Origin of the sequence: Zunongwangia pacifica, assembly GCF_023499215.1 — a bacterium.
GTDB lineage: Bacteria > Bacteroidota > Bacteroidia > Flavobacteriales > Flavobacteriaceae > Zunongwangia > Zunongwangia pacifica.
In genome coordinates this window covers 120343-143012 of the sequence record NZ_JAKHSK010000010.1, presented here as the reverse complement: position 1 = coordinate 143012, position 22670 = coordinate 120343, and the positions used below count along the sequence as shown (strand labels likewise).

At 36.7% G+C, this 22670-nt stretch carries 19 protein-coding genes and 2 tRNA genes; 9 read left to right on the top strand and 12 right to left on the bottom strand.

Annotated features, from left to right (window positions below; all coding sequences use genetic code 11):
- Positions 1-30 precede the first annotated feature (30 nt).
- The 6 genes from L1967_RS09075 to L1967_RS09050 form a co-directional block, all read right to left on the bottom strand.
- Positions 31-2334 carry a M1 family metallopeptidase gene (locus L1967_RS09075; RefSeq protein WP_249601340.1) on the bottom strand — a complete coding sequence of 768 codons (2304 nt, stop codon included), beginning with the start codon at positions 2332-2334 and terminating at the stop codon, positions 31-33.
- 51 nt (positions 2335-2385) lie between these two features.
- A complete protein-coding gene (locus L1967_RS09070) occupies positions 2386-2898 on the bottom strand; it encodes a DUF6702 family protein (protein ID WP_249601339.1) in 513 nt (170 codons plus the stop codon).
- 90 nt (positions 2899-2988) lie between these two features.
- Positions 2989-3765 carry a carboxypeptidase-like regulatory domain-containing protein gene (locus L1967_RS09065; RefSeq protein WP_249601338.1) on the bottom strand — a complete coding sequence of 259 codons (777 nt, stop codon included), beginning with the start codon at positions 3763-3765 and terminating at the stop codon, positions 2989-2991.
- Positions 3765-4511 (bottom strand): carboxypeptidase-like regulatory domain-containing protein, encoded by a 747-nt coding sequence (locus L1967_RS09060; RefSeq protein WP_249601337.1) that lies wholly within the window; start codon positions 4509-4511, stop codon positions 3765-3767. Before L1967_RS09060 ends, L1967_RS09065 begins: the two co-directional genes overlap by 1 nt.
- Positions 4512-4522: 11 nt before the next feature.
- Positions 4523-5341 (bottom strand): carboxypeptidase-like regulatory domain-containing protein, encoded by an 819-nt coding sequence (locus tag L1967_RS09055; RefSeq protein WP_249601336.1) that lies wholly within the window; start codon positions 5339-5341, stop codon positions 4523-4525.
- Positions 5342-5473: 132 nt separating this feature from the next.
- Complete coding sequence (locus L1967_RS09050; protein ID WP_249601335.1) at positions 5474-6283, bottom strand: carboxypeptidase-like regulatory domain-containing protein; 810 nt, start codon at positions 6281-6283, stop codon at positions 5474-5476.
- A gap of 114 nt (positions 6284-6397) precedes the next feature.
- On the opposite strand from L1967_RS09050, the gene pepE reads away from it, so the two are divergent.
- Positions 6398-7105, top strand: a complete 708-nt coding sequence (gene pepE, locus L1967_RS09045; RefSeq protein WP_249601334.1) for a dipeptidase PepE — start codon at positions 6398-6400, stop codon at positions 7103-7105.
- Between the two features lie 2 nt (positions 7106-7107).
- Complete coding sequence (locus tag L1967_RS09040; RefSeq protein ID WP_249601350.1) at positions 7108-8022, top strand: glutaminase; 915 nt, start codon at positions 7108-7110, stop codon at positions 8020-8022.
- Between the two features lie 150 nt (positions 8023-8172).
- On the opposite strand, the gene rpsT is transcribed toward L1967_RS09040, so the two are convergent.
- From rpsT to proS, 4 genes are all read right to left on the bottom strand, one after another.
- Positions 8173-8424 (bottom strand): 30S ribosomal protein S20, encoded by a 252-nt coding sequence (gene rpsT, locus L1967_RS09035; RefSeq protein ID WP_041580101.1) that lies wholly within the window; start codon positions 8422-8424, stop codon positions 8173-8175.
- Between the two features lie 29 nt (positions 8425-8453).
- A tRNA-Glu gene (locus L1967_RS09030) sits at positions 8454-8525 on the bottom strand.
- Between the two features lie 64 nt (positions 8526-8589).
- Positions 8590-8661 (bottom strand) — tRNA-Glu (locus L1967_RS09025).
- An 84-nt stretch (positions 8662-8745) separates the two neighbouring features.
- Positions 8746-10224: a proline--tRNA ligase gene (proS, locus tag L1967_RS09020; protein WP_249601333.1), complete on the bottom strand. Its 1479-nt coding sequence runs from the start codon at positions 10222-10224 to the stop codon at positions 8746-8748.
- Positions 10225-10333: 109 nt separating this feature from the next.
- On the opposite strand from proS, the gene L1967_RS09015 reads away from it, so the two are divergent.
- Both L1967_RS09015 and L1967_RS09010 read left to right on the top strand, forming a co-directional pair.
- Complete coding sequence (locus L1967_RS09015; RefSeq protein WP_249601351.1) at positions 10334-11524, top strand: hypothetical protein; 1191 nt, start codon at positions 10334-10336, stop codon at positions 11522-11524.
- An 84-nt stretch (positions 11525-11608) separates the two neighbouring features.
- Positions 11609-13120 carry an OmpP1/FadL family transporter gene (locus L1967_RS09010; RefSeq protein ID WP_249601332.1) on the top strand — a complete coding sequence of 504 codons (1512 nt, stop codon included), beginning with the start codon at positions 11609-11611 and terminating at the stop codon, positions 13118-13120.
- A 176-nt stretch (positions 13121-13296) separates the two neighbouring features.
- Here the strand turns inward: L1967_RS09010 and L1967_RS09005 are convergent, their stop codons facing one another.
- Positions 13297-15138: a T9SS type B sorting domain-containing protein gene (locus tag L1967_RS09005; protein ID WP_249601331.1), complete on the bottom strand. Its 1842-nt coding sequence runs from the start codon at positions 15136-15138 to the stop codon at positions 13297-13299.
- A gap of 134 nt (positions 15139-15272) precedes the next feature.
- Between L1967_RS09005 and folE the strand changes: the two genes are divergently transcribed.
- The 5 genes from folE to L1967_RS08980 all read left to right on the top strand — a co-directional run bounded on the left by folE (position 15273) and on the right by L1967_RS08980 (position 19145).
- Positions 15273-15950, top strand: coding sequence for a GTP cyclohydrolase I FolE (gene folE, locus L1967_RS09000; RefSeq protein WP_249601330.1), 678 nt, complete (start codon positions 15273-15275; stop codon positions 15948-15950).
- 30 nt (positions 15951-15980) lie between these two features.
- On the top strand, positions 15981-17465 hold the full coding sequence (cysS, locus tag L1967_RS08995) for a cysteine--tRNA ligase (RefSeq protein WP_249601329.1): 1485 nt from the start codon (positions 15981-15983) through the stop codon (positions 17463-17465).
- 27 nt (positions 17466-17492) lie between these two features.
- Positions 17493-17717 (top strand): membrane protein insertion efficiency factor YidD, encoded by a 225-nt coding sequence (gene yidD, locus L1967_RS08990; RefSeq protein ID WP_249601328.1) that lies wholly within the window; start codon positions 17493-17495, stop codon positions 17715-17717.
- Positions 17718-17832: 115 nt separating this feature from the next.
- Entirely contained in the window at positions 17833-18663 is an 831-nt protein-coding gene (gene lgt, locus L1967_RS08985; protein ID WP_249601327.1) for a prolipoprotein diacylglyceryl transferase, read from the top strand.
- The gene (locus L1967_RS08980) at positions 18663-19145 is read left to right on the top strand and encodes a DUF192 domain-containing protein (protein ID WP_249601326.1); all 483 of its coding nucleotides are present in this window, start codon (positions 18663-18665) and stop codon (positions 19143-19145) included. The genes lgt and L1967_RS08980 overlap by 1 nt, the downstream gene beginning before the upstream one ends.
- 513 nt (positions 19146-19658) lie before the next feature.
- Here L1967_RS08980 and secDF read toward each other — a convergent pair.
- A complete protein-coding gene (gene secDF, locus L1967_RS08975; RefSeq protein ID WP_249601325.1) occupies positions 19659-22652 on the bottom strand; it encodes a protein translocase subunit SecDF in 2994 nt (997 codons plus the stop codon).
- Positions 22653-22670: the final 18 nt, after the last annotated feature.

Here is a 22670-nt window from a genome sequence, read left to right as displayed (position 1 = left end):
TCGGCTTAAAAATTTATCAACTTTTTTAGACTATCCGTCCGTATTGTTTTTAAATTGCTCAAACTCGTTAGGAGTTTCTTCTTTTGGCCAGCTGTTATTACTTAAATCAACATCTGCCGTTTCCAGATCTGGATCTACCACTACTTTCGTAATTTCTTTATTAGAAGCAATGGTTTTAGTTACTGTATTATCGTTCTTCATCCAAACCTGTACAGGATATCTTTTCATTTCAGTAGAACCATCAGCATACGTAAATTCTACGATTAAAGGCATTACTAATCCTCCTGGTTTATTAAAAGTTACCTGATAAAAATATTTAGGCACTTCTAAATTATTTCTTTCTTCAGAAGAAAAATTGTCCATTACATACTCGTTGAGCTTTTTAGAATTCTCAAGAATAGATTTTCCTTTCATGCCCTCTTCAAATTCTTCGTCACCTTCCTCTACCACATAAATAGCATCTACTTCATCTGGATTTGCACCGTAACGTTCTAAAAGTTCACGACCTTTTTTGGTTTGTTTATCGGTCACGTAATATTTCTTTACGTCTTCTACTCCAATATCGGTATAATCTGTTGTGTAAAACCAACCTCTCCAAAACCAATCTAAATCTACCGCTGAAGCATCTTCCATAGTTCTAAAGAAATCTTCGGGAGTTGGGTGTTTAAACATCCAACGTTGCGCATAGGTATGAAATGCATGATCAAAAAGCTCGCGCCCCATTACTGTTTCTCTAAGAATATTTAAAGCTGTTGCCGGCTTCCCGTAGGCATTATTCCCTAATTGATACACTTCCTCTGGGTTTGCCATAATCGGAGCTATAAAATCCTGATTTCCTCTCATGTAAGGAACTATATTTGCCGGGATACCACGACGTGAAGGATACGTATCGTAACCCTCTATAGCTTCTGGATATCTTTCTCCAAATTCCTGCTCAGCAAGATACTGTACAAAAGTATTGATCCCTTCGTCCATCCATCCCCACTGGCGTTCGTCACTATTAACGATCATAGGGAAAAAGTTATGACCAACTTCATGGATAATAACTCCCATCATACCGAATTTAACACGGTCACTGTATTCTCCATTTTCATCTGGACGACCGTAGTTCCAACAAATCATTGGATATTCCATCCCCTGATTTTTAGCATGTACAGAAACAGCTTTATGGTAAGGATAAATAAAAGTGTGATCTGAATAACTTTGAAGTGTTGAAGCCACTACTCTGGTAGACCATTTTTCCCAAAGTGGGTTTCCTTCTTTTGGATAAATAGATACGGCCATAACATCGCTATCATCATTCATTTTAACCGCCATCATATCCAGGATAAACCTTCTTGATGTTGCAAAGGCAAAATCCCTAACCATTTCAGCTTTATATTCCCAGGTCTTGGTTTTCTTATCAAAATCCTTAGAAGCCTCTACCGCTTCTTCCTGAGTTCTAATAATTACCGGTGCATCATAAGATTTTTGCGCTTTCTTATAGCGCTTCATCATATCTTTTGTATAAACATCGTCACGATTTTGAAGCTCTCCAGTGGCTTCCATTACGTGATCTGCAGGAACAGTAATGCTTACCTCATAATCGCCAAAAGGAAGGGCAAATTCTCCACTTCCCCAAAATTGCATATTCTGCCATCCTTCTACATCATTATAAACAGCCATTCTTGGAAAAAACTGAGCGATTTCATAAGCGCGATGACCATCCTCAAACTGCTCGTAACCAGAACGTGCTCTATTGGTTACGTGGTTATTGATATTATACCACCATTTTACACTAAACGTAAAGCTCTCTCCTGCTTCTAAGGGTTCAGGAAGATCGATACGCATCATCGTATTATTTATGGTATAGGAAAGATTATCGCCACCTGCTTTAACCTCTTCTATATTAAAACCACCATCGAATGGGTCTTTTAAATATTCATCTGCAAAACGAGAAGGTTGGGTTACCGGGCTCATCCCGCTAGATCCTTTTTCTAATGCAGGAGCATCTTTTTTACGAATGTTTTGATCTAATTGCATCCATAAATACTCCAGTTTGTTTTTTGAATTATTGTGATAGGTTATCGTTTCTTCACCGCTAAGTTTGGTGTTTTCATCATCCAGAACGATGTCCATCTTATAGTCGGCTTCGTTTTGATAATAGGCTTCTCCAGGCGCTCCAGAGGCCGTACGGTACATACTGGGATCTCTAAACTCCTGGTATAATTGTCTAAATTTGTTTTGATTAGTATGTCCTTGCGGTTTTGGAGATTCCTGTTGTTGCTCTTGGGCGTTCACTCCCGCTATAGCAAACATTAAAAACGCAGTACATAATAGTTTGATTGTCTTCATGTAGGATCGATTTGTTAAATATTGCTAAAAATAAATAATTTATTATCGGTTTTAGAACCAATCGCCAAAATTTAACACATCTGTTTCAGCATCCTTACGGAGCATAAGGCTTTTAACCTGATGCCCTATTTTAACGTTAACCACATTTTTTTGGTCATCGAACATATCGGTAAGCACAGCATTTGTTATCCTTATCTCCTTAAAAGCTTCAAGATCTTCAGCTTGTACAAATAAAACAAGCTGGTCTTTATCGTACTTTTTACCAAGGTAATTTAGAGGTACCGATTTCCCATCTACCGATATTTGAAATTTTGAGGCTAAATATTTCTTGATTAATTGGTTCACCGGCCCTGCTTCAGCTTCTTTAGATAAAGTAATCGATTCGCCATATCGCTGTTCTAAAACATTTTTAAAGTCATCTATAAATACTTTTGAAACGATTTGAAGCTCTTTTTTTTCCTTTTTATATTCGATTTCAGTCACGCTTAAATAAAATTTATGCGCAATCGCTTTAAAAGAAAGACTTGCAAAAACAACCAATACTAACAGGACGGCTTTTTTCATTTTAAAAAATTTTATTTCAGAAATAACAAATACTAGTCCAAAATACGAAGTTCAGTAATTTAAAGGACTTTTTAAGAGGCAAGATGATAATTATCTGTTCTTACTTTCCAATTCAGACACGTTCTCTTCCCTACTTATAGTTTTAAATGCTTCAGCTTCGGCTTTAAAATAGTCGATAAGTTTTAAGATGTCGTCTTTAGCTACCAGTCTTTGAAGTTCAGGATCATTTTTACGGGCACAATAAAACATAAAATTGATGATCTCCCATTCCTCTAAACCAAAATCCTCGGTAAAAATAGATTTTGGTATCGTTTCTAACAATTGTCTGGCTTCATCCTGTAATTCGTAATTTTCCTGAGCTTTTTCCAGATACTTTATTTCTCCATTTAGCATCCCGATAAGCATTCCCAAACCGCCACCATACGAACCCATTCTACGTTCAGCCATTGTCAGCTTTTTTCGGGGAGGGGGAATAAACATTAGCGGTTTCACTTTCATGTGTTTAATATCACTTGCTAAATCCCCCATAAGTTTTATGTTGCTTAGATGAACCGTTTCTAACTGATTGATTTCTTCGGTTAAAGTGACCTCCAAAAAACCTTTCTCTAAAATGTTACGGGTAATGACGATATATTCTTTTTGAAATTGTACCGAAGAAAACAAAATACTGTCGTTCTCTCTCACCAAAATTGCAAATCGTCCATCGGGTTCGTTTACGGTTCCCGTTTCCGCAGTCAAATTCACAATATTTATAAAGGTATCCCCGATAGAATCGTTAGTGATTTTACCCAATAACGCCTCCCGCTCCTGAGAAAACCCCAGCGACATCTTTAACAGCACTACTACTAAAAATAGCAAATATCGCATTATTGCCCTTTTCTCTTTTTCCAGGATACTACCTTATGCTGAAAAAACTCAAATAGAAGTCCTTTGCTTTCCTGATCTACGTACAAATTGAATAATTCGTCCTCTGCAGAGAAATAGATGAACAACATTAATTCGTCCTCCTGAATTCCCATTTTGATAATATTCTCTGGCCTGATTAATTCCAGAGATTTTTCTACCCGATCATCGTAAACCATATTCGCCTTTATCTTTTTTACTTTTTGCCGTTCTCCTGCAATGGTATTTAAAAGAAGATTAGAAGGATCGCCACCTGTGGCCGCTAATTTTCTGTCGATTAAAGAAGGAATATCCTGTTTTAATTGTGGTGCATTTAATTGGTATTTATCGTAAAAATCGATCTTGGTAAAATCCTTTTCCAGGTTTCCAATTAGTTTTGAATCGAAAAGATAGACTTCGTCTAACTGATTAACGCCAGGCAATAAAAAGACTTCTAAAAACTTCGCATTCAAAATAGCCTTAGTTATCACAATCTCTTTTTTTTGATACTGAACTGATGAAAATTGCAACGTATCATTTTCTTTTACCTTAACAACAAAATGGCCATCTGGATCGTTGGTAGTACCGCGATGCGAACTTATATTGATGATGTTTATAAAAGTATATTCTAAACTATCGGCCAGGATTTTACCTTCCAGTTCTACCGGTTGCTGCGCTTTTAAGATCATGCTTAAAAACAAAAAAATAACTACGAAAAAAGGTTTTTGCACTAAATTTTGTTTTAATGAACAGAATCGATTTGGGTCTTTGTGCGTTGCTGGGCTAATAATTTTAGGAACTTAACCGATTCACGCTTATAAAACTCCAACAGCTGAAGCTTATCGGGATCGTCGCGCAATTCTTTAAATTCAGATTGAGCAAAGCAATAATTTATAAAAAGATATAATTGTTCTTCGGTTAAATGGCATCTTTCGAGTAGAAAGCTTTTCCGCAGATCTAACTCAGTTTCCAATATATTCTGATCTAACACACGCTCATTTAAGTGTTTAAGCATTTTTGTTCTTCCACTTAATCCATTGATAATAGGATCCAACGGAACACTGCCAAATAAAGCACTATACCATTTTAAACGTGTACCACCAGGGCCTGTAGTCGCGGTATACAATAATTTTTCTTCTTGCCGAAGCGGCATTTTTAAAGACATAGGTGCATTTAGCGCATATTTATCGTTAATAGGCATCGATTTGATATCTGCAGCTAAATTCCCTGAGAGATTGGGCAGTTTCACTTCATCTAATTCATTTATGCCTTCCTCAAGATTAACGACCAGAAAAGCATTCTTGTAAACTGAAGGATTTATTATGACCTCCTTCTTTTTATACTGAATTGACGAAAAGAGTATGGTATCATTGATTGAAGCAGCAATCGTAAACTCCCCAAATTTATCGCTGGTAGTACCTCTACCAGAAGATATATTTACAATATTAATCAAGCTACCATCTAAAGAATCGGCTACAATTTTTCCCTGAATCACTTTAGATTGTGAAAAACCGATAGCCGGAATAATTAGAATACATGCAAAGAAGATTTGATTTCGCAAATGATAATTGATTGATGAAAACTAACTAAGAAAACTTACCCTAACACAGTATTCCTCAAAACAACATCCTGTAAATCTTCCAATAGTATAACTTTAATTTTCTAAAAAAATTATACCGAAAATCAACAAATACTAATCTAGCGTTTCTACCTGAGCATCCAAATGCTTTTGATAGGCTTTACGCTGCTCTACCAAAAACTGGATAATGTCAAGCTCATTTTCTTCAGAAAGCATACGCCCGTTTAATCCATTATCGGCAGCAAAAAATATAAAGTCATTTACCTGATTTGCTTCAAGATCCAATGTTTCCTTAAAGAAATCGTTACTATACATTTCCTTAATTTCGTCGTCCAACTGTGCAAACGGAATGGCTCTATAATCCTTTTTTTCTTTTCCGAATTTACCGGTTACCAGTTTAAAAACATTGATTAGGTTTAGGCCATTTACCATATAGGTTTGACTTGAAAGCTGTGCCTGATTACGAACAGGATGAGACTCTGGCGTATTAATTTTTGGTGTTTCCAGCATTGAAATATTTGTATTTGGGATTTGGGCCGGAGTAACTTTTATTCTATTCACATCTACCCGTATAGAACCCGATAAAGTCCCTGCAGAAACCATAACTTCAGGAAGCTCGTTTAGCGCAATGTTAATGGATACATTAAGTATTTTAGAAGCTAAAATATCCTCAGTAATTCGTATGGTAAACTGTTCGAACTGAAGGGAAGAAAATACTATCTGATCATTTAAACGCGCTCTGATCTTAAATTCCCCATTTTCATTAGAAATTGTGCCTTTACTGGAAGCTTCATTAAAAATAGTAATACCATCGGGGTCATCACCCTCGGGAACAGTAATCTCTCCTTGTAATTCTATAGGTTTATTTTGAGCAAAACTAATTGCTGAAATACATAAAAACAGAAAAAATAACTTATAACGCATAACCAGATATTATATATTTAAAGTAACGATTCTTAACTTAAAATTAGACCTATACCTAACGTAAACTTTTGTTAAAAGTCAGTTTTCTAGCTACTTTTACCCAAAATGATGAAAATGATGAAAGCGATATTAGCAAGCACGTCTACCCTGCATGGCCAGGGATATTTAGAATATTTAATTCCGCATCTTAATGAGCTCTACGGGAATGATAAGGAAATTTTATTTATACCCTATGCAAGGCCGGGCGGTATTTCCCATGATGAATACACGCAAAACGCAAAAGAAGCTTTCAAAAAGACCAATCTTAGTGTAAGAGGCATCCATGAATTTAAAAATGCTGCTGAAGCCATAGAAAAAGCCGAAGGGATTTTTACCGGTGGTGGAAACACTTTCTTACTGGTAAGCGAACTATATAGAAATGGAATAATAGACCTCCTTAAGCAGGCTATAAAAAATGGCACTCCTTATATGGGAACCAGTGCTGGCACAAACATTGGCGGACTTACCATGGGCACTACTAACGATATGCCCATTGTTCTTCCTAAATCGTTCAAAACATTAGGTTTGGTTCCATTTAATATTAATCCGCACTACTTAGATCCCGATGTAAACTCCACTCATAAAGGAGAAACAAGAGAAACACGTATTAAAGAATTCCATCATTTTAACAGCCAGCCGGTGGTAGGTTTAAGAGAAGGAAGTTGGTTAGAATTAGATAAAAACGAAGTTTTTTTAAGAGGAAAACTTTCTGCCAGAATATTTAAATGTAGTGAAGATCCTTACGAAGTAGAAACGGGTACAAAATTAACTAATCTTAATTAATGATAGATTATCAAGACATATTAAACACCATTCAGGAAGAAATGAGTTATCGTGATGTAAAAGGCAAAGTTGCCGCCTATATTCCTGAACTGGCTAAAGTGGATCCGAAAAAATTCGGAATGCATTTATATCGAAATGAAGAAGAATCTTATGGATTTGGCGATCATGAAGAGAAATTTTCGATACAATCTATCAGTAAGGTGTTTACCCTTTCCCTGGCCATTAAAAATTTAGGAACTAAAGTTTGGGAGCGTGTTCATGTAGAACCTTCTGGCAATCCTTTTAATTCTTTAATGCAGTTAGAGCAAGACCGCGGCATCCCCAGAAATCCATTTATAAATTCTGGCGCTTTGGTTATTTCAGATATTCTTGTTGATATTCTAGAAAATCCTAAAAAAGAATTATTAGAATTTGTTAGAAAAATCACCGGAGAAGAAGATATTGATTATGACGAAAGTGTAGCCCAATCTGAACTTTCATCAGGTTATCGTAATATTGCCTTAGTAAATTATATGAAGGCATTAGGCAATATTAAATGTGACGTAGAAGAAATTATTGATTTTTATTTCTATTCCTGTTCCATAGCCATGTCCTGTAAGTCTTTAGCAAAAGCATTTATGCTTTATGCCAATAAAGGTGAAATTTTACATACTGGCGAACAGATTTTGAATCCCAGTACGGTAAAACGGCTAAACGCTTTAATGCAGACCTGTGGATTTTATGATGAATCAGGTGAATTTAGTTTTGAAGTTGGCTTACCGGGAAAAAGTGGTGTTGGTGGTGGCATTGCTGCGATTCACCCTCAGCAATATTCAGTTGCTGTATGGAGTCCCGTTTTGAATAAAAAAGGAAACTCTGAATTAGGTATGAAAGCCTTAGAGCGACTTACTACCTTAACCGGTCTATCCGTATTTTAAACAAGCTCAAGCTGTAATTCTGAAAAATAAGAAAAGCTCCTTCATTTTTTTGAAGGAGCTCTATTTTTTACTAAAAGCCGAACAATAAAAAAATGCTCCCTAATGTAGAGAGCATTCCTCTATAAATTGAACACTTATAAAAACTCTAAATTAAAGTGCAGCTACGTGCTTAGCCAGCTTAGACTTTAAGTTAGAAGCCTTGTTTGTGTGTATAATGTTCTTTTTAGCCAACTTATCAATCATAGAAACTACAGAAGGATAAAGAGTTTCAGCCTCTTTTTTGTCTTCAGTGTCACGCAATTTTTTAATCGCGTTTCTTGTTGTTTTATGTTGATAGCGATTTCTAAGCCTTTTAGCCTCGTTGCTACGGATTCTCTTTAACGCTGACTTATGATTTGCCATTACAGATAATTTAATTAATTCTTTAAAAGTAGTCCGTAGGGGAATCGAACCCCTGTTACCAGGATGAAAACCTGGCGTCCTAACCCCTAGACGAACGGACCAAATATTATTAACATTTCATGCCACTTAAGGCTTCACGACAACACAAATTACTTGTGTTTTTAGTAGTCCGTAGGGGAATCGAACCCCTGTTACCAGGATGAAAACCTGGCGTCCTAACCCCTAGACGAACGGACCAATAATTTTTTGTTTCAATTGCGGATGCAAAAATACAACTATTTTTGAATGCCGCAAGAGTTCGCGAAAAAAAATTGAAAAAAATTAATATGCCTTCGCAAACAACACTCTACCCATAGACGGTTTACCAGTTAAAACGCAGGCTCCTCCCTCTTCTTTACGATCAAAAGGGACACACCTAATGGTAGCTTTAGTTAATTCTTTAATTTTATTTTCAGTTTCTGGAGTACCGTCCCAGTGAGCCGATATAAAACCTCCCTTTTTCTTTAAAACCTCTTTAAACTCATCAAAGCTCTCCACCTTTGTAATATGTTCGTCACGGTAATTCTTTGCTTTATCATATAAAGCGTCCTGAATTTCTTCCATTAACGCAGCGACTTTTTCTACCACCGCATCCATAGCAACAAACTCCTTGGTAAGTGTGTCCCTGCGAGCAAGTTCTACAGTCCCCTTTTCGATATCCTTTGGCCCTATAGCCAGGCGAACCGGTACTCCCTGTAACTCATATTGAGCAAACTTCCATCCGGGTTTTTGAGTATCCCTATTATCAAATTTTACTGAAAGCCCTTTAGCCCTTAAATCTTTTACCAAGCCGTTAGCGACTTCAGAAATTTGATCTAATTGTTCCTCACTCTTATATATAGGAACGATTACCACCTGAATTGGTGCTAGTTTTGGAGGTAACACCAAACCTTTATCATCGCTATGCGTCATTACAAGTGCTCCCATTAAACGTGTAGAAACACCCCAGGATGTTGCCCAAACATGTTCTAAACCACCTTCTTTGGTCGCAAACTTAACATCAAAGGCTTTTGCAAAATTCTGACCTAGAAAATGCGAAGTTCCCGCCTGTAAAGCTTTACCGTCTTGCATTAAAGCCTCAATACAATAGGTTTCTTCTGCTCCCGCGAAACGCTCATTTTCAGTTTTAGCTCCTTTTATAACGGGTGTAGCCATAAAATTTTCTACAAACTCGGCATAAATATCATTCATTTGCTTGGTTTCAGCCAACGCCTCCTGTCTTGTTGCATGGGCGGTATGGCCTTCTTGCCATAAAAATTCAGATGTTCTAAGAAACAATCTTGTCCTCATCTCCCAACGCACAACGTTTGCCCATTGATTTATAAGAATAGGAAGGTCCCTATATGACTGTATCCAGTTTTTATAGGTATTCCATATCACCGCTTCAGAAGTAGGTCTTACCACAAGCTCCTCTTCTAACTTAGCTGCAGGATCTACAATAAGTTTCCCTTTATTTTCCTCATCGGTTTTTAATCGGTAATGGGTTACTACCGCACATTCTTTTGCAAAACCTTCTGCATTTTTCTCTTCAGCTTCAAAAAGGCTTTTAGGGACAAACAGCGGAAAATAGGCATTTTGATGCCCGGTTTCTTTAAACATTCTATCTAATTCGGCCTGCATTTTTTCCCATATAGCATAACCATAAGGTTTGATAACCATACACCCTCTAACTGCTGAATTCTCAGCAAGATCTGCTTTTACGACAAGCTCGTTATACCATTTAGAATAGTCTTGTTCTCTGCTAGTTAAATTCTTACCCATTATTGTTTTTTGGCATAAATATTGTGTTTTAAACAAACACAATATAGACTTATTTTGTTAGCGCAAAACTAACTAAATTTGTAATGTTCAACAATTAAAAAACTAGCTAATGATACGCAATCATAATTTACTTCACAGATCTTCATTTTTCTTAACACCTGTGTTATTGCTATTATTAGCATCATGTGGTTCTTACCAATATTCAGGTTACAGCGATGGTATTTATGGAGAGTCTTCTAGAACTGTAGATCGTCCTCGCACTGGTTACGAAAGACCTCAAAATGCTAATGAGCAACGAGAGGAAAAACTTAAAGAAGCTAACTCTTATTACAGAAACATGTTTGCACAGCAGTCTGCTATGTTAGAAAATGCTATGCAGCAAGATGTTGTATTTACCGATATTGATTCCTATTCTTCTAATTCGGGATATCCTGAAGATGAAGAAATGTATAACGAAGAAGGAACAATGGCATATAATGGCTCTTACGCCCCATGGGGACAGGGTGATCCAGACGATACTACCATAAACATCTATAATTATGGAGGTGCTTGGGGTAGAGGATTTTACAATCCTTATTATTATGGATATGGCTATGGTTACGGATGGGGCGGCTTTGGATGGAACGGATATTACGATCCCTACTTTGGTGGCCCTTACTGGAGTATAGGTTGGGGGGCTCCTTATTATGGCTCTGGATGGGCTTATGGATGGGGCGGATATTACCAACCTTGGTATTATGGCGGATGGAACCGACCTTACTACTATGGTGGATATTATGCTAATCATTATCATAACTACTACCAACCCCGATATGCTTATAGCAACTCTCGCCGTAACTCTAGAAGTTCCTATTCAACAAGTACTAGCCGTAGAAATAATGTCACTGCAAGAACAACAAGAAGCAACTCCTCTTATTACAGAAGAATTAGAGATATAAGAAATACCGATGATAGTAATTCCAGAATTAGTAGAAGTAACAGATCTTCCAATGTGAGAAGTCGAGTTACTGACAGAGATAACAGTAATGTTTATACAAGGTCAAATAGAAGAAGCTCAACTCCCTTTTATAGTAGAAGTAACAGCTCTAGCTCAAGATCCTCTGTAGGTAGATCTTCAAGTAACTCTACTTATCAGTCTAGTAGATCCAGATCTACAATGCCAACAAGATCTTCTGTAAGAACATCTTCACCATCAAGAAGTTCGGGCTCTGTAGGAAGAAGTTCGTCTGGAAGTAGCAGATCATCTGGAGGTACATCCAGAGGAGGAAGTTCTCGCGGTGGTCGAGGAGGAAGAGGCTAAAATAAACTTATACCTATAAAATACCTTACAGTGAACCACTGTAGGGTATTTTATTGCCTAAAATTTGAATATAACACCTAGATTATGAAAAAAATTTTAACGTTCACTTTCCTGGCCTTCATTGCCTTCAGCGATTTGAAAGCACAGGATATAACCGATGCCTTTAGATATTCCCATACCAACCTAAAGGGTACAGCCAGATTCCAGGCTATGAGTGGCGCTTTTGGTGCTCTTGGTGGTGATATTTCGGCCATAGGCATTAACCCCGCCAGTTCAGCTGTATTTTTAAATAGTGCTGCAACAGTAAGCTTTGGTGATGTCTCTAAGAAAAATACCACGACTTATTTCTCTGGCATTAATGATTCAGAAGAAGACGATTTCAATTTAAATCAGGCCGGTATTGCGTTAATATTTAATTCTAACGGTGATAGTGAGTTTACTAAATTCAGTTTTGCCGTGAACTATGCTGAAGAAAATAATTTTGATGATGCATTTAGAGCTGCCGGGATAAGTAATAATTCTATCGATCAATATTTCCTAAGTTATGCTCAGGGAGTACCATTAGATCTTTTGATGCCTTATGACAACGAAACCATTGACGACCTTTACGCTTATCTTGGAGAGAATGAAGGTTATGGAGCACAGCAAGCGTTCTTAGGATATCAGGGATATATCATTAACCCGGAAAGCGAAGACATAGAAAATACTAAATACAATTCACTGCTCTCTCCGGGGCAATTTCAAAACGATTATAATTACGTTTCTACAGGGCTTAACGGAAAAATCTCTTTTAATTTTGCGGCAGAATTTCAGAAGAAATTATACTTGGGAATTAATCTAAACAGTCATTTTATTAATTACGATCGTACCACCAGATATTTTGAAAAAAATACAAATACAGGTAGCGAAACAAATGAAGTTTCTTTTGTTAATGCCTTAAGCACTGACGGAGATGGATTCTCTGCACAGGTCGGTGGTATCTACAAGATGACCGATAAGCTTAGAATCGGGGTTACTTACGACACTCCCACCTGGTACAATATTAGAGAAGAAGCTTCTCAATCACTAAGAACTTATAGCGATCTATATGATGAAAGCGTAATTATAAATCCCGATGTTATTAATGTTTACCCTGAATATAAATTAAGGACTCCTGGAAAAATTACCGGAAGCGCTGCTGTGGTACTTGGAGGGCAAGGATTGATTAGCGTAGATTATAGTTATAAAGATTATGGAAATACTGAATTTAGACCCACTGATGATGATAATTTTATGATCCAAAACGATATAATTTCTGAAAATCTAAAAGGAGCATCCAGCATTAAGATCGGAGGCGAATATAGAATTGACAACTGGAGTTTAAGAGGTGGATATCGTTATGAAGAAAGCCCTTATAAAGACGGTTTTACCATGAGTGATTTAGATGGATATTCTGCAGGGATTGGTTATACTTTTGGTGCATTTAAAATCGACGCCGCGTATACGAACACTCAATTTTCTGAAAGAAGAGCGCTTTATCAGGTTGGCTTAACCAATACCGCTTCAATCGACAGGGAATTTTCAAGCTTAGTGTTTTCGCTAAGTTTTGGATTATAAGAACAAAGAAACTCTGGGAAAGCAGCGATTTATAAATCGAAAAGGCCTTTTTACCATTTTGAAGCAAACCCGGAATTTCTACGCTAAATAATGAATTAAAATCTCGATGAATCGAGTAAATCGCGAGATTTACGGAGAAGCCTAGTATTCGAAAAGTTTCGATGTATTAGGCTTTTTTATTTTCTTAAACTAAAATGAGAACTAAAATTATGCCTGCTACTCGTTTTAAAATTTACATATTCTAAATTGAACCAGTAATCATCTTCAGGCAAAGCCTTTCCGTTTAAAAGTCCATCCCAACCTTCTCCATCAGGATCAATCTCTTTTAAAAAGATCCCATTACGATCAAAAATCCTAATTTTAAGTACTTTATAATCGGCATCCTGAGTAACCGCCCAACGATCGTTATAGCCATCTCCATTAGGGGTAAAGAAAAAATCGTAGCCTACCACCGTAAACCCCTGTTCAACAATGCCCCCACAACCACCTATTTCCTTCACCTTCAACTGGTGAAATCCTCGTTGGATATTTCGAAAAACCGGATTAGTAGTATACGCCCCATCATCTAAACTATATTCAAATTCTGAGGAATGTCCAGTATTACGCATCGTTCTGACCTCTACAGTCCCTGTATTTTCAAAATCACCTTTTAAAATACCAATTTTTATCGAGGTGGGTTTAGACACGTAAGAGAGCGTAGTTGTAAAACGCGTTTCGCAACCTGTAAATTTTTCGGTCAACACCAAAGTATAATCAGGATTAGCCGATTCTTCATATAAATATAAATCATATTCTGAAGACACTAACTTATCTCCGTTATACCAGGCATATTGATAACTTTTCCCAAAATCCTCTCCTAATACTAACTCCTCACTAAACAGCCCATAAGCGTCCACACAAACTCTATAATTTTCCTCCAGGGAAAGTTGCGGAAGCGTTCGGATATCTAAAGCTATTTTAGCAATATCTGATATACAACCAGAATCAATATTCACTATTCTGGCGAAAATTATCTTATTATTATTTGCAACATAAGCACTAGGATCCTGAATTTTATTTTTGTTTAGAGCATCAGCTTCCGTCTCATAATACTCTACTTGGCAAACTTCAGGAGAAGCATTAAGCGATAATAATTCGGTTTGCTTTACAGTTAAGTCGATAGAACCTTCCTGGCCACAAGCAAATAAGGCTTCCGCAGGCTGCGTAATTAGGGGAGGATCATAAAAAACAACTTCCACGGTATCTTCTATGGTGTTATCGCCGTCGCCATCCTCGATTAAAACGCGATAGGTACCAGCAACCGTCACTTTTAAATGCGATTTACTCTCATTTGATAACTGAATAAAATCACCTTTGTTTTCATCAAAAACAAACCATTGATAGATTTTGGCTCCTTGCAACTCTGCATTAAGCGTAGTTTCACTTTCCCCACAAATCGCTTTATCTCCTCCCAAAACTCCATTTAAAATAGCGCAATTGGTAGAACCTGCACCGCTACCAGAATTAGTTTGCTTCAGATTAATAAAACCAGGAAGCTCACTATAATTTGTTATCAGAAAAACATAAATCTCACCTTTCTTCGCATCATTGATCTTAGCGACCTCTACTGCATCTTCAGAATAGGAACAATCCACATGATATGCTTCTGAAAGTAATTCGTCTTGACAATAATCATCTGAAGTATTGAATGGTCCCCAAACCACAAAATCAACATCTAGAGCTTCACCGCTTCCATCTTCATTTTCACTTTGCGAAATCAAAAACTCTAAATCTCCAGAATCTTCTATTTGCAAATAAAACCATGAAGGATATCTTGGAAACTCTACGCAACCATAATCGGGGCCACTTTCACCTGCCACCACTTCACTGTTCAGCTTATTGGAATTTACAAAAACAAGCTCCTCACTACCCGCACAAAAAGGACGGATATCGGAACAACGAGAACCCTGTGCGGAAAGAGTTGTAACCAGCAAAAAAAAGGATATAAAAAGACTTATTTTCAACGTGTTTGCGCGCATTGCGCGCAAATTATAAAAATAAATAATGTGAAATTTCATTAATAGACAAGAGGCAGGAAAATCAGTATTAAATGTATTAAATGTGTATCTTTGCAAGCTAAATGAATACTTTACGACTTATAGCGTAAAACGGCATGAAAATAGACAAAGTTTTGAATGAAATTGATGAAATGGGTGATGCACACGCCGGAAGTAGTGCAGAAACACCTATAAGAAAAGATGCTTTTGAAGTTAGTGATACTGATAAGATCGCACTAATTAGAGAAGATGTTGAACATATTATGCAAACCCTTGGCTTAGACCTTAGTGACGACAGCCTGAAGGGAACTCCGCAACGTGTAGCAAAAATGTTTGTGAACGAGATATTCTCTGGCCTGGATCCAAAAAGAAAGCCAAAAGCATCGGTTTTTGATAATAAATATAAATATGGTGAAATGCTTGTAGAAAAGAACATTACTGTTTATTCTACCTGTGAACACCATCTTCTACCAATCGTAGGTAAAGCACACGTGGCATACATTTCTAATGGTACCGTTGTAGGTTTATCCAAAATGAACCGAATTGTGGATTATTATGCCAAAAGACCACAGGTACAGGAACGAATGACCATGCAAATTGTACAGGAACTTCAAAAAGTTTTAGGCACTGAAGATGTAGCATGTGTTGTTGATGCCAAGCATCTTTGTGTGAATAGCCGCGGAATAAGAGATATTGAAAGTAGTACAGTAACCAGTGAATTTGGTGGTGCTTTTAAAAATAAAGAAGTTCGTAGAGAATTTTTGGACTATATTAAGCTAGATACTACATTTTAATTAACTTGCTTTCTTAAAACTACGCTCTTTATGGCGCTTTTCGAAGAACAACAGCTAAAAATTTACAATTCAATTTCTGGAGAGAAAGAAGTATTTAAACCTATAAATGATAGCCACGTAGGCATGTATGTTTGTGGGCCAACCGTTTACAGTAACGTTCACTTAGGGAATTGTCGTACTTTTATTTCTTTCGACCTTGTTTTTAGATATCTAAAGCATCTTGGGTATAAAGTTAGATATGTTCGTAATATTACCGATGCCGGTCATCTGGAAAATGATGCAGAAACCGGAGAGGACAGAATTGCTAAAAAAGCAAGATTAGAACAAATTGAACCTATGGAGGTTGTACAAAAATACACCGTAGACTTCCATAATATTCTGGAGAAGTTCAATAATCTTCCTCCTAGTATAGAACCTACGGCGACAGGGCATATTGTAGAGCAGATAGAAATTATTAAAACAATTATCGATAAAGGATTTGCTTACGAAGCCAATGGTTCAGTTTATTTTGATGTCTTAAAATATAACGAAGAAAAGCACTACGGAAGGCTAAGCGGCAGAGCAATCGAAGATATGATTGCAAACACAAGAGAGCTTGCAGCACAAAGTGATAAAAAGAATCCACAGGATTTTGCGCTTTGGAAAAAAGCAGAACCACAACATATTATGCGCTGGCCTTCACCATGGAGTGATGGTTTCCCGGGATGGCACTTAGAGTGTACTGTAATGAGCACCAAATATCTTGGGGAAGAGTTTGATATTCACGGTGGCGGAATGGATTTAAAATTCCCGCATCACGAATGTGAAATTGCCCAAGGCGAAGCTGCTACCGGTAAAGATCCTGTTCGTTACTGGATGCATGCCAATATGCTTACCCTTAATGGTAAGAAAATGGCAAAAAGTACCGGAAACAATATTCTTCCTGAAGAGCTTTTTAGCGGCAAGAATGAAGTAATTGGCAAAGCTTTTTCTCCTAATGTAGCACGCTTTTTTATGCTACAGGCACATTATCGTAGCATTTTAGACTTTTCTAAAGAAGCATTAAGCGCAAGTGAAAAAGGATTTAACCGGTTAATGGAAGCTTATGCATCTATAGATGAACTACCCGAATCCTCAGAAAGCACATTTAAGCTTACTGAATGGAAACAGTCCTGCTATGATGCCATGAACGATGATTTTAACAGCCCTATTGTAATCGCAAAGTTATTTGATGCTGTAAAATCGATTAACGCTATTAAAGAAGAAAGCTTAAAGATTTCTGCTGAAGACAAAAAAGAGCTGAAGCAGACATTACATGATTTCTTGTTTAATATTTTAGGCTTACGGGACGGTGACACAAGTTTGGATAATGATTCCGATAAACTTTCAGGAACCGTAGATCTTCTAATCAAACTTAGAGCCGAAGCAAGAAACAATCGTGATTTTGCTACCAGTGATAAAATCCGGGACGAATTACAAGAGCTTGGCATTCAGCTAAAAGATGGTAAAGACGGAACCACTTTTTCTATAAATTAAAAACAAACAACCAATAAATGGATAACTATGCTTAAGAAATTGCTTACTTATCCATTTATTGGTTTAGTTAAATTCTATCAGAATTTCATTTCCCCTCTTACCCCTGCAACCTGTAGATATGCGCCAACCTGCTCTAATTACACTATTGAAGCTTTAAAAAAACACGGCCTTTTTAAAGGTGGATGGTTAGCCATTAAAAGAATATTTAGTTGCCATCCCTGGGGCGGCAGTGGCTATGATCCTGTTCCTTAATATTTTTCTTCTTAAAATTTAGATAAGGATTGATGAATGAGAGTGATTAAGCTTCATTTTATAGGCGAAGTTTTTTCAAATATGTATATTTACAGCTCAACCGAAATTCACAATAATGCTTATCAACGCCATGAGATGGAGTCCTTCTGAGGGGATAGATTTAGGAATCCTAACCATACACTATTACAGCCTGATGTTTCTTATCGCCTTTGGTTTAGGCTGGTATATCATGAAGGCTATTTATACACGAGAAGGCATCGCTTTAGAAAAATTAGACTCCCTTTTTATTTATACTGTTCTTGCCACACTAATAGGAGCACGTCTTGGCCACGTGATTTTTTACGACTGGGACTATTTTCAACATCATTTATTAGAAATATTCTTACCAGTAAAATTTGAACCTGAATTTCAGTTTACGGGTTTTAGAGGGCTCGCCAGCCACGGTGCTGCAATAGGAATTATTACAGCTATGTATCTTTACCGTAAACGTGTTTTGGATAAGCCTGTTTTATGGATTTTAGACCGTATTGTTATTCCGGTTGCCTGTGGTGGTATTTTCGTTAGAATAGGGAATTTTATGAATTCTGAAATTATCGGTAAACCTACCAATAGCGACTACGGCGTAATCTTTGAAAATCTGGGTGAATCCTTCCCAAGGCACCCTGCACAGCTTTACGAAAGTTTTTGTTACCTATTAATCTTTCTCTTACTGTATTTCCTCTACTGGAAAACAAATAAAAGATTTAAGATTGGATATATTTTCGGCTTATTTTTAGTACTCCTTTGGACGGTAAGGTTCTTTGTAGAGTTTGTAAAAGAAGCTCAGGTAGAAGAACGTGCCACATGGCTTTTAAATACGGGCCAATGGCTTAGTATACCCTTTATTATTGCAGGATTTTATTTTATGTATCGCCCACAGGCCAATCAACAAAACACAGCACAATAGTGATCAAACGATTCTTATATTTTGGATTAACAGGAATTGTACTTTTATGTAGTTCCTGTAAAAATGATGATGGAAAGGAAATTAAGCCTCAAAACATCGAATTTCGAGATGATGCCGACTTGTATTTAATGAATACTGAAGGTGACACGATTAAATCTATGGACATCGAAATAGCGGATGATGATTACTCTAGACAAACAGGTTTAATGTACCGGGAATCGATGGAAGAAAAACAAGGGATGCTTTTTGTCTACCAGAGAGAGTCGATGCATAATTTCTATATGAAAAACACTTATATCCCGTTAGATCTTATCTTTTTTGATGGAGATAGCACTATAGTTAGCTTTCAGAAAGATGCAAAACCTTTAGATGAAACTAATTTACCATCGCAAGTTCCGGCGCAGTTTATCTTAGAGATTAACGCGGGTTTATCAGAAAGATGGGGACTTAAAACCGGAGATCGTTTTAGCGTTCAGCAGTAATTTTTCAGGCAATTCTACTCACTAAAATTAAAAACAGCAGCTTTAATACTAAGATTTGTTAATTTTAAAGCTATAAAAAAGATGTCCTGAATTTATCCAATATTAGATAAATTCAGGACATCTTTTCTTATCCGATTTCATTTTAATTCCGTAGCGGTTCTAAATCGTCAAGGCCCCGAACTATTCATACCCAACATTACACTACTTCATCCCTATTACAGCTTTTAAGCACCGCTTACCACACTAATCAAATTTTGCAACATTACCCTCAAAAACAACCTATCTTTCTATCAAATCCTCTTATTTTCAAATTTCCTAAACGCTCACTGCTCAAAAAATAAATTGATTACCCATAATCTGTAATAATTTCTTTCTTTATTCCGTTCCGACAGCTATTGTGATGAGACCCTGAACTTGATTCGGGATGACAACACCTCATTATGATCTATTATGGACATAAAAAAGCCTGGCAATTATGATTGCCAGGCTTTCTATATTCTAGAAAACTTATGATTAAGCCGTAGCTTCTTCTTCAAGTTTTTCTCCTTTCTTATCCTGAAGAGAGGATTTCTTCTTTACACTATCAAACATTACTGGTGTTGCTATAAAGATAGAAGAATAGGTACCTACGATCACACCTATAATAAGTGCAAACATAAATCCTCTTATGCTTTCTCCACCAAATATGAAGATCGCAAGTAATACCACCAATGTCGTTAAAGAGGTATTTAAGGTACGGCTTAATGTACTATTTAAAGCTGCATTTACCGTTCTTCCTAATTTCCAGGTAGTATGCTCGTTAACATACTCTCTAATCCTATCAAAAACAACCACCGTATCATTCAGCGAGTAACCAATTACGGTCAAGATCGCAGCGATAAATGCCTGGTTAATTTCTAAACTAAAAGGCATAAATTTATAAAGCAATGAGAACACCCCTAGAACGATTAACACATCATGGAATACTGCCACAACTGCTCCTAAACTAAACTGCCACTTTCTAAATCTTAATAAGATATAAAGGAAAACCACTATTAAAGAACCTAAAACCGCCCAAAAAGATGCTGCTTTAATATCTTCTGCAATGGTAGGACCTACTTTCATAGATTCCATAATCCCTACAGTTTTATCTGATGAACCATTTATAAATTCATCTTCACTAAGATTCTCTGGAAGATATTGCTGAAGGCTCTCATAAAGTCCTTTCTGAATTTCTTCATCTACAACCGTACCTTCTTCTTCAATTTTATAATTTGTAGTAATCTTTAACTGATTGTTAGGCCCAAAAGTTTTTGCTTCAGCATTTCCAAATCTTTCTTCCAATATACTCTGTACTTCAGTTGGACTAACATCCTGATCGAATCTCACTGTATATGTACGTCCTCCAACAAAATCTACACCCAGATTTAATTGCTGAGTAAATAAAGATCCTAAACTAATTACGATCAATAATCCAGAAATAATATACGCCACTTTTCGCTTAGCAAGGAAATCGTTATTCATTCCTTTGAAAAGGTTTTTAGTAATACCTGTAGCAAATTCTAAGGACTTACCATTTTTACCATATCCATCAATAAAAAGTCTGGTAATAAAAATCGCAGTAAATAAAGAGGTCGCAATACCAATTAATAATGTAGTTGCAAAACCTTTAATTGGCCCGGTTCCTAAAAGTAAAAGAATAAAACCTGTAAGACCGGTAGTAATATTTGCATCTAAAATAGAAGATAATGCATTACTAAATCCATCTTTAATAGCTTCTACCTGAGATTTCCCTTTTGCAAGCTCTTCTTTGATCCTTTCAAAAATAAGTACGTTCGCATCTACAGACATCCCTATTGTTAAAACGATACCGGCAATACCAGGTAAAGTAAGCACAGCACCAAGCCCTGCTAAAATACCAAAGATGAATAAAATGTTTACAATTAAAGCCACATCTGCAAAGGCACCGGCTTTACCGTAATAAAAAATCATCCAAAGAAGTACCAATAATAGTGCAATACCAAATGAAAGCATACCGCTATCGATCGCTTCCTGTCCTAAAGAAGGCCCTACAATTTCACTTGAAATAATCTCTGCTGAAGCAGGAAGTTTACCAGCTCTTAATACATTCGCTAAATCTTTTCCTTCTTCAATGCTAAAATCTCCGGTAATTTCACTTCTACCACCTGAAATGGCTCCGGTAGAAACACCAGGAGCAGAATACACAACGTCATCTAAAACAATCGCGATCTGAGTTTGATTATTCGAAGCATAACCTGTCATTTCTTCCCAGATCTTAGCTCCGGTTCCATCCATTTGCATAGACACGGCAACACGACCAACCTGATCGTAAGTTTGCTGTGCATCGGTAATCACACTACCACTTAATGGCGGTTCATTTTCTCTATTCGATTTTAACGCATACAATCCAGTGGCGCTAGTTTTATCATCTGGAACGCCCCAAACAAATCGAGCATAACGCTTATCGGCAGGAAGCAGGTTTCTTACCTGAGGCATTGCTAAATAACCATTAACTTTTGCCGTATCCTGAACATTAAAATAAGCTAAAACAGGACCTCCCTGCGCCCCAGGACCAACAACTAAATCAAATAAAGGATTATTGGTTTTTACAGCCGTACTATCTTCTGCATCTGCTAAAAGATTTTCTATATCGCTATCAGTTTGTGCAGTGGTATCTACAGCCTCGGTAGCTTCCTCTTCTTCTGAAACCACATTTTTTAAAACCTGATTTGCCTGAGTTAAGAAACCACCAAACTCAGTATTTTTAAATACATGCCAAAACTCTAATTGTGCTGTACTTTGTAATAAATTCTGAATACGGTTTACATCTTTTGCTCCGGGAAGTTCTACCAAAATCCTTCCTGAATTCCCTAAACGCTGAATATTTGGCTGAGTAACACCAAATTTATCGATACGTTTACGTAATACTTCGAAAGCTGAAGTAATAGACTCATCTACTTTTCTTCTAATAATAGGCTTCACCTGATCGTTAGACATATCGTAAGTGATATCATCGCTTAAAGTTTTATTAGCGAAAATATCTGGAGAGGCTAATTTAGCATCAGGAATAGCTTCGAATTTTTCAAAGAAAATATCGATATAATCATCCTGACTGGTTACTGATTCTTCTCTAGCCTCAGTAAGTGCTTTATTAAAAGCAGGATCTTTAGAATCGTTAGCCAAACCTCTAATAATATCTTCTACAGAGATTTGTAGGATAACGTTGATCCCCCCTTTAAGGTCAAGACCTTTGTTTAATTCTTTATCCTTAGCAGCATTATAAGTAATCCCGGCTATAATATCTTTATTCCCAATAGAATCAAGATATTCCTGCTCGGCCTGATCTCTTAAATCTGAATAATTCTCTACGCTCTCATCAATCTTCTGAGCGGCAAATTCTTCTGCTTCACTTTCAACATTATTAGTTATGTACGTAAACGACAACTGGTAAATACATACTAAACCAAATAAAATTGCAAAAACTTTAATAAGTCCTTTATTCTGCATTATTCCTCAAATTATAAT